A 6,787-nucleotide genomic window follows, 5' to 3' on the forward strand; every position below is an offset into this window, starting at 1 on the left:
TGCAGGAGCAGGCCGGTGACGACGTGGACCTGCGGTGGCACGCGCTGGTGCGCAAGGCCGAACTGGGCGCGCCGACCGCCGGCGAGGTCGACGACCTGCTCAAGCGGGACCCGGACCCGGACGCGCAGCGGCGCGCCCTGGCCGTACGGGCCGCCGCCCCGGACCCGGCCGAGAAGGCGGCGGTGTGGCAGACGCTGGCCGTCGACCGTTCGGTGCCGGTCGGCTCGTTCGGCCCGGTCGCCGCGGCGTTCTGGGTTCCCGGCCAGGACGAGCTGCTGGCGCCGTACGCGGAGAAGTACCTGGAGCTGCTGCCCGGCCTGGACCGGGGCGGCATGATCCTGGCGATGGCCTACACCGGCCGGCTGTTCCCCCGCTTCGGTGTCGACGAGACGTTCCTCGACCGGGCGGAGGAGGCGGCCACGCGGGTCGCGCCGGTGGTCGGCAAGACGCTGCGGGAGCGCTCCGACCTGGTCCGCCGGATGCTGCGTTCCCGGGCCAACGGGAGCCGCTGACCGGCGGCGAGGAGCAGCAGATCGCCCCGGGCCGGCACGGTGCCCGGGGCGATCCGCGTTTGCATCCGGTTTCGTCGATGTTACCGTTCACACGACAGCGAGGTCGGTCGATGGGAGCGGTCAGATGCAGCTCGGGAGATCCCGTGCCGGGGTACTGGCGACAGTGGTCCTGGTGCTCACCGGCCTGGCGGTGCCGGGAGCCGCCCTGGCGGAAGCCGAAGCACTGCCGGCGGCGGTCGTGCACTACACCTTCGACGGTGCTGACCTGGCCGGCACCCGGATCGCCGACACCTCCGGCAACGGCCTGGACGGCACGCTGGTCAACCCGGCGACCGCCGCGCTGTCCACCGACGGCCGGGGCGGGGACGCGCTGACCCTGCCCGGCGGGGCACCCACCTCCGACGGCGCCCACGTGCGGCTGCCCCGGCGGATCCTCGAGGGCCGGACCGACCTGACGGTCTCCGTCCGGGTGCGGTGGGACGGCACGACCGCACCCTGGCAGTGGATCTACGCGCTCGGCACCGACACGACCCGGTTCCTGTTCACCACCCCATACAACGGCGGTGGGCTGCTGCGGACGACAGCGCTGGTGCCCGGGGTCGCCGAGGCGTCGATCACCGGTACGAAGCCAGTGCCGGCCCAGGTGTGGAAGACCCTGACCGTCACCCTGGACACCGGGGCGGACCGGCTCACCACGTACCTGGACGGGGTGGCGGTGGATTCCGCGCCGAGCGGGATCGCCGCCGCGTCGGACCTGCTGACGCCGTCGACGACCTTCGCCGGTTACCTCGGCCGCTCGTTCTTCCCGGACCCGCTCTACGACGGCGCGATCGACGACTTCCGCGTGTACGGCTCGGCCCTGACCGCGGCCCAGGTGGCCGAGGTCCACGGCGCTGACCTGCCGGCCGCCACCGGGCTGTCGCAGACCACCTTCGACGTGCGGACCACGGTCGGCGCCGCCCCGGCACTGCCGGCGGCCGTGCTCGGTGACTTCTCCGACGGCTACCCGCGGCAGATCCCCACGGTGTGGTCCGCCGTCGACCCGGCCTCCTACGCCACCACCGGCACGTTCACGGTGCGGGGCACCGCCGCCGGCCGGGCCGTCACCGCGACCGTCACCGTCATCCGCGAGGGGCAGCTGGTGGTCGACCTGGCCAAGAACACCGGTGCCTTCCACGGCGGCGCGTCCGGTTCGCTCTACGGGCTCTACGGACAGGGCGTGCCGACCAACAACCTGATCGAGGGCATGCGGCTGCGTACCGTCTCGACCAAGGCGCAGGACGGCCCGCAGCACCCCGGCGCGGACGCGCTCGAAGTGGTCGAGCCGCTGGCTGACAGCACCGGCGGGGACGTCTACATCTACATGACCGACATCCACCGCGGGTTCCCGTACCAGTGGCCGGGGGACACGCCCGCCGAGAAGCTGGCGCTCTACAAAGAGAAGATCGTCACCCAGGTCGACCAGGTCCTGACGCTGGCGCCGGAGTACCGGGACAACATCGTCTTCGTGCCGTTCAACGAGCCCGAGGGCAACATGTTCGGCACCGGCGAGTGGTCCTACGACCGGACCAGCTGGCTCACCGACCCGACGGCCTACTTCCGGGCCTGGGACGACGTGTACGCCCTCATCAAGGGCAAGCTGCCGGCGGCACGCATCGCCGGGCCCAACACCAGCGTGCTGTACCCCCAGGTCAAGGACTTCCTGCGGCACACGGTCACGGCCGGCACGGTGCCCGACGTGATGACCTGGCACGAGCTGAGCCACCCCGAGGCGGTCCGCACCAGCGTCGCCACCTACCGCGCCTGGGAAAAGGAGGTGCTCGGGCGCGAACTACCGATCAACGTCAACGAGTACGCGTTCAACTACCACACCTCGGTGCCCGGCCAGATGATCCAGTGGGTGTCGGCCATCGAGGAGTCCAAGGTGGACGCCGACATCGCGTACTGGAACATCGACGGCAACATCTCCGACTCGGCCGTGCAGGCCAACCGGGGCAACGGGCAGTGGTGGCTCTACAACGCGTACGGGGCGATGACCGGGCACACCGTGGGAGTGGCCCCGCCGTACCCGGGCCGGAACTACACGCTGCAGGGCGTCGCGACGCTGGACGAGCGCAAGAAGCAGGCCCGGCTGCTCTTCGGCGGGGCGGCCGGCAAGTCCTGGGTGCAGTTCGACCACGTGCCCGCCCGGGTCTTCGGCCGTACGGTGCACGCCGAGCTCCGCCGCATCGCGTGGACCGGGCAGCTCGGCGACTCGGCCCAGCCACCGGTGATCGCCGCGCGGAACCTGACCGTCCGCAACGGCACGGTCGTGCTGCCCCTCGGCGCCGACGGCCTGCCCGCACTCGACGAGTCGTCGGCCTACGAGGTCGTGCTCACCCCCGGCACCTCACCGGCAGCCCCGGTCACGACCCGCTGGGAGCAGGACTACGAGGCCGAGGACGCCACGTACACCGGCTCGGGTTACAGCAAGAACGGTCCCGAGGGCTCGCCGGCCGACGTGTCGAAGTTCTACACCTCCGGCGGGTACGACGTGGGCGGCCTGCGCACCGGCTCGGACGGCGTGCTCGACTTCACCGTCGACGTCCCCGAGCCGGGCCGCTACGACCTGCGGGTGTTCGCCAACTCGCTGAACACGTACCCGCTGGTCGCCGACCAGGGCCCGACCAACGTCTTCCTGCGCGTCGACGGCCGGGACGAGCAGGAGCTGTTCCTGCCGCTGGGTTACAAGTGGGCGGTCTGGGACCACACCGACACCGAGGTCGACCTCACCGCCGGCCGGCACGTCATCTCGCTGGCCGCCCGCAGCCTCGACGGCACCCGGGCGACCAAGGGCGACGCGATCCTCGACCGCATCCAGCTGGCGCTGCCCGGCCCGGCCGCGCGGACCGCGGTCTACGAGGCGGAACGGGCCGACCTGACCCGGGGCGAGCCGGCCTACGGACGCACCCGCGACGTGGTGCGGCTGGACCGCGGCGGATCGGCGACGTTCTGGGTCTACTCGGCGGCCGACGCCCCCTCGACGATCCGCGTCCACAGCGCCGGCCGCGCCGAGCTGGCGGTCAACGGCCACAAGGTGCTGCGCACGACCGGCGGTCGGGACGCCGTGACCGTCGCCCTCTCCGGCGGCATCAACAAGGTGACGGTCACCGGCCGGACCACCCTGGACCGCATCGAGGTGACCCCGGCGAAACTGCCCACAGCCACGTACGAGGCCGAGGCAGCGACGAAGGCCGGCACGGCGGTCGTCACCCCACTCCCACTGGCCTCCGGCGGCGCGGCGGTGGACCGGATCGGCGGCACGCCGGGCAACGGCAACTCCCTGACCTTCACCGTCCGCGCCGACCGGACGGAACTCCACGCGCTGCGCATCCGCTACGCCAACCCGGAACAGGCCGAAGCCACCCACTACAACCCGGACCCCCTGGTACGCCACGCCGACATCTCGATCAACGGCGGCGCGGCGGAGCGGGTGAACTTCCCGCACAGCTTCCACCGCGACAACTTCTGGGAACTGACCGTGCCGGTGTCCCTGCGCCGGGGCACCAACACGATCACCTTCTCCAGCGAGGAACTGCCCAACTTCGACGGCCGGACGTACGCGTCCCAGACCTTCCCGGGCGTCCTGCTGCGGTCCGCGTACGCCCCGGTCATCGACAGGATCGCGATCACGCCCCTGGCCCGGCCGTGAGGGACGCGCGAGCCTGCATCGTCCGATGGGCTGACTCGTCGGGAGGCAGGGCGAAGACGTCCTCAGCGCCAGTCACGCAGTTGCTGAGGGGCCCGGGGGACAGTGGCCAAGGATCGTTTGCCACCACCTCAGCCCGCCAGCCGCCTAGATCCAGCCCATCACCACGGTATGCGGTCAGCCGGTCATCGGCCGCGTCACCGATCAGGCCCGCGTGATCGAGTACGACGTACAAGGCGTCGGCGGCACACGACACCATCGCCTCAGCATCGTTCGTAGTGGTGCCCGGGTTCAGCTCCCGGTACATCCGGCGGGCGGCTGTCAGGAGACGGCCCGCATCGGTGACGGTGAAGTCCCGTCGCAGGCGGACCGACAGGTTCATGCCGTCGACCAGCTGATCTCCCGTACCGGCATCATCGATCCCCGTCATCCCGGCAGGATAGCGAGGGCATCAAGCCGGTCACCAGGTCGTGCAAGGTGCGGGTGAGGCGGGGTCCGTCGCCACGCTCCAGTGCATCGAGGATGGGTTCGCTGTGCAGGGTGGCGAGGAGGACGTGGGCGAGCATGTCGGCGTCGAGGTCCTGCCGTTGCTCCTGGACCAGGTGGCGGATGTGGTCGTGCCAGGACCGGTAGACCGGGTGCGCCTCACGCGGTTCTTGTTCCGGCACGGCAGTGACAGGCGCCGCAGGGCCCAGGGCAGCGAGCAGGCCCTTGTTGCGGGCGACCAACTCGACCACAGCGGCGAGGAAGGCCAGAAGTCGGGCGCGCGGCGGGGCGCCCTGGCCCAGCGGTGGCGGACCGGTGCTGACCGCGATCTCCAGTTCCTGCGCGCGCTCCTGCATGAGCGCGCGCATGAGCCCATGCCGGCTACCGAAGCGGTGGAACACCGTGCCCTTGCCGACGCCGGCCGCAGCGGCCACCTTTTCCATCGAGATCTGCTGCGGGTGATACCGGGTCAGCAGCTCTTCGGTGGCGCGCAGAATGGCCGTGCGGTTGCGGACCGCGTCGGCGCGGAGGCGTTCGGGTTCTGTCATGGCACCTCGACAAGTGGACCGTCGGTCAAGTAACGTCCGGAACCGAAGTTGACTACTGGTCCAGTTTAGGTGAGGGCGGCCATGCAACGCGTCCGGTACTACGAGTACGGCGGGCCGGAGGTACTGACCGTCGAAGACGCCGACGAGCCGGCCCCGCAGGCGGGGCAGGTACTGCTGCGCGCCCAGGCGATCGGTGTCAACTTCGTCGACACCCGGTTCCGCCGCGGACCCGGCAGCGGCAGCATTTTCCAGCGCCCGCTGCCTGGCCGGCCGACCGGTGACGTCGTCGGCACGGTCGTCCGGGTAGGCCCCGGCGTCGACCGGGGGCTCATGGGCCGGCGGGTCGCGGCGCTGGCCGAGGACGCGTACGCGGACTACGTCGTCGCTGAGGCGTCCTGGCTTGCCGCCGTGCCTGACCATCTCGAATCCGGTGACGCCAGCACGCTGGCCATGAGCGCTCCCGTCGCCCTGCGGATCCTTCGCGCCGCCCGGCTGAAGTCCGGCGACACCGTCCTGATCCACGCCGCAGCCGGCGGCATCGGACACCTCGCCGTCCAGCTCGCCAAGGTCCTCGGCGCCGGCGCCGGCACTGTCATCGGCACCGCCCGAGCGTCACGCAAACTCGACTTCGTACGGAGCGTCGGCGCCGATGTCGCCGTCGACTACGGGCTGCCGGACTGGCCCGACCGCGTCCGCGCCGCCGCTCCGGGCGGTGTCGACGTCGTCCTCGACGCGGTCGGTGGACCGGTCCTGCAATCCAGTCTCGACCTGCTCGCGCCCTTCGGCCGTACCGTGGTCTACGGCGCCGCTACCGGAGAACTGGAGCAGATCCCGGTCGGCAAGCTTTTCGCCCTGCGCTCCGTCACCGGCTTCAATCTCACCGCCTGGCGCCGTGCGAACCCGGACCAGGCCCGCCACGAGATGGGGGAACTAGCCGACCTGTTCGCCGCCGGCCGGCTGCACACCACCGTGCACGCAAGGCTCCCGTTGGCCGAGGCCGCAACCGCCCACGCGCTCATCGAGGCCCGCTCTCACACCGGCCGCATCCTGTTGGTCCCGACGGCGCCCCCAGCCACATAGAAATCCGACGTCGGCCACTCATCTCGGGACTGCGCCTTCGCGGACTCGCCGTAGCAGGATCCGGTCGAGATCGGCTGCTGCCAGTCAAGGATCAGCAGCGTCTGTTCAGGCGGCGTGCACGCCCATAAGCCGCTGTTGACCACGTCGACCATGGCATCCAGCTTCACGTACCCCGGATCGTTGTCCAGGGCGGCGAGGCTCCACGTGATGGAATCGGCCGGCTCCTTGATCGCCGGCCAGGTACGCCGCTGCATGCCGGGCCGGAACTCGAACCTTCGCTCGAATCGATCCCACACTTGTTCGTACTCGGGACTCTCGAGCTTCTCCACGGCCGCTGCCACCCGATGATCTTCCCACCGAACGGCGATCACCCCGAACCTGAGGGGGCCGGGCGGGGGCATACCCCACCCCCCCCCCCCGCCAGCCAAGAACGCCGAACGCCGCACAAAAACCGGCCGGCCAAGGCCGTAGTG

6 protein-coding genes are annotated in these 6,787 nt (G+C 71.0%); 3 read left to right on the forward strand and 3 right to left on the reverse strand.

All coding sequences use genetic code 11. The annotated features are described in order from the left end of the window. Positions 1-512, forward strand: a 512-nt coding sequence (locus tag AB0C29_RS11675) for an ERAP1-like C-terminal domain-containing protein (protein WP_360818749.1), incomplete at its 5' end; no start/stop codon positions are given. 124 nt (positions 513-636) lie between these two features. Next, complete coding sequence (locus AB0C29_RS11680; protein ID WP_360818752.1) at positions 637-4,203, forward strand: LamG-like jellyroll fold domain-containing protein; 3,567 nt, start codon at positions 637-639, stop codon at positions 4,201-4,203. Here AB0C29_RS11680 and AB0C29_RS11685 read toward each other — a convergent pair. Both AB0C29_RS11685 and AB0C29_RS11690 read right to left on the reverse strand, forming a co-directional pair. Beyond that, on the reverse strand, positions 4,181-4,630 hold the full coding sequence (locus AB0C29_RS11685) for a hypothetical protein (RefSeq protein WP_360818755.1): 450 nt from the start codon (positions 4,628-4,630) through the stop codon (positions 4,181-4,183). The two genes, AB0C29_RS11680 and AB0C29_RS11685, sit on opposite strands and share 23 nt — an antisense overlap. Continuing rightward, positions 4,614-5,234, reverse strand: a complete 621-nt coding sequence (locus AB0C29_RS11690) for a TetR/AcrR family transcriptional regulator (RefSeq protein WP_360818758.1) — start codon at positions 5,232-5,234, stop codon at positions 4,614-4,616. Before AB0C29_RS11690 ends, AB0C29_RS11685 begins: the two co-directional genes overlap by 17 nt. An 81-nt stretch (positions 5,235-5,315) precedes the next feature. On the opposite strand from AB0C29_RS11690, the gene AB0C29_RS11695 reads away from it, so the two are divergent. Further along, the gene (locus tag AB0C29_RS11695; protein ID WP_360818761.1) at positions 5,316-6,314 is read left to right on the forward strand and encodes a zinc-binding dehydrogenase; all 999 of its coding nucleotides are present in this window, start codon (positions 5,316-5,318) and stop codon (positions 6,312-6,314) included. Here the strand turns inward: AB0C29_RS11695 and AB0C29_RS11700 are convergent. Further along, positions 6,266-6,787 (reverse strand): DUF2716 domain-containing protein (locus AB0C29_RS11700; protein WP_360818764.1); only part of this gene is annotated, 522 nt, incomplete at its 5' end. The two genes, AB0C29_RS11695 and AB0C29_RS11700, sit on opposite strands and share 49 nt — an antisense overlap.

The sequence above is a fragment of the Actinoplanes sp. NPDC048791 genome (assembly GCF_040650095.1).
Lineage (GTDB): Bacteria > Actinomycetota > Actinomycetes > Mycobacteriales > Micromonosporaceae > Actinoplanes.

Coding starts and splice junctions, on each gene's coding strand:
- AB0C29_RS11680 (WP_360818752.1), top strand. CDS start 637: ATGCAGCTCGGGAGATCCCGTGCCGGGGTACTGGCGACAGTGGTCCTG.
- AB0C29_RS11685 (WP_360818755.1), bottom strand. CDS start 4,630: ATGACGGGGATCGATGATGCCGGTACGGGAGATCAGCTGGTCGACGGC.
- AB0C29_RS11690 (WP_360818758.1), bottom strand. CDS start 5,234: ATGACAGAACCCGAACGCCTCCGCGCCGACGCGGTCCGCAACCGCACG.
- AB0C29_RS11695 (WP_360818761.1), top strand. CDS start 5,316: ATGCAACGCGTCCGGTACTACGAGTACGGCGGGCCGGAGGTACTGACC.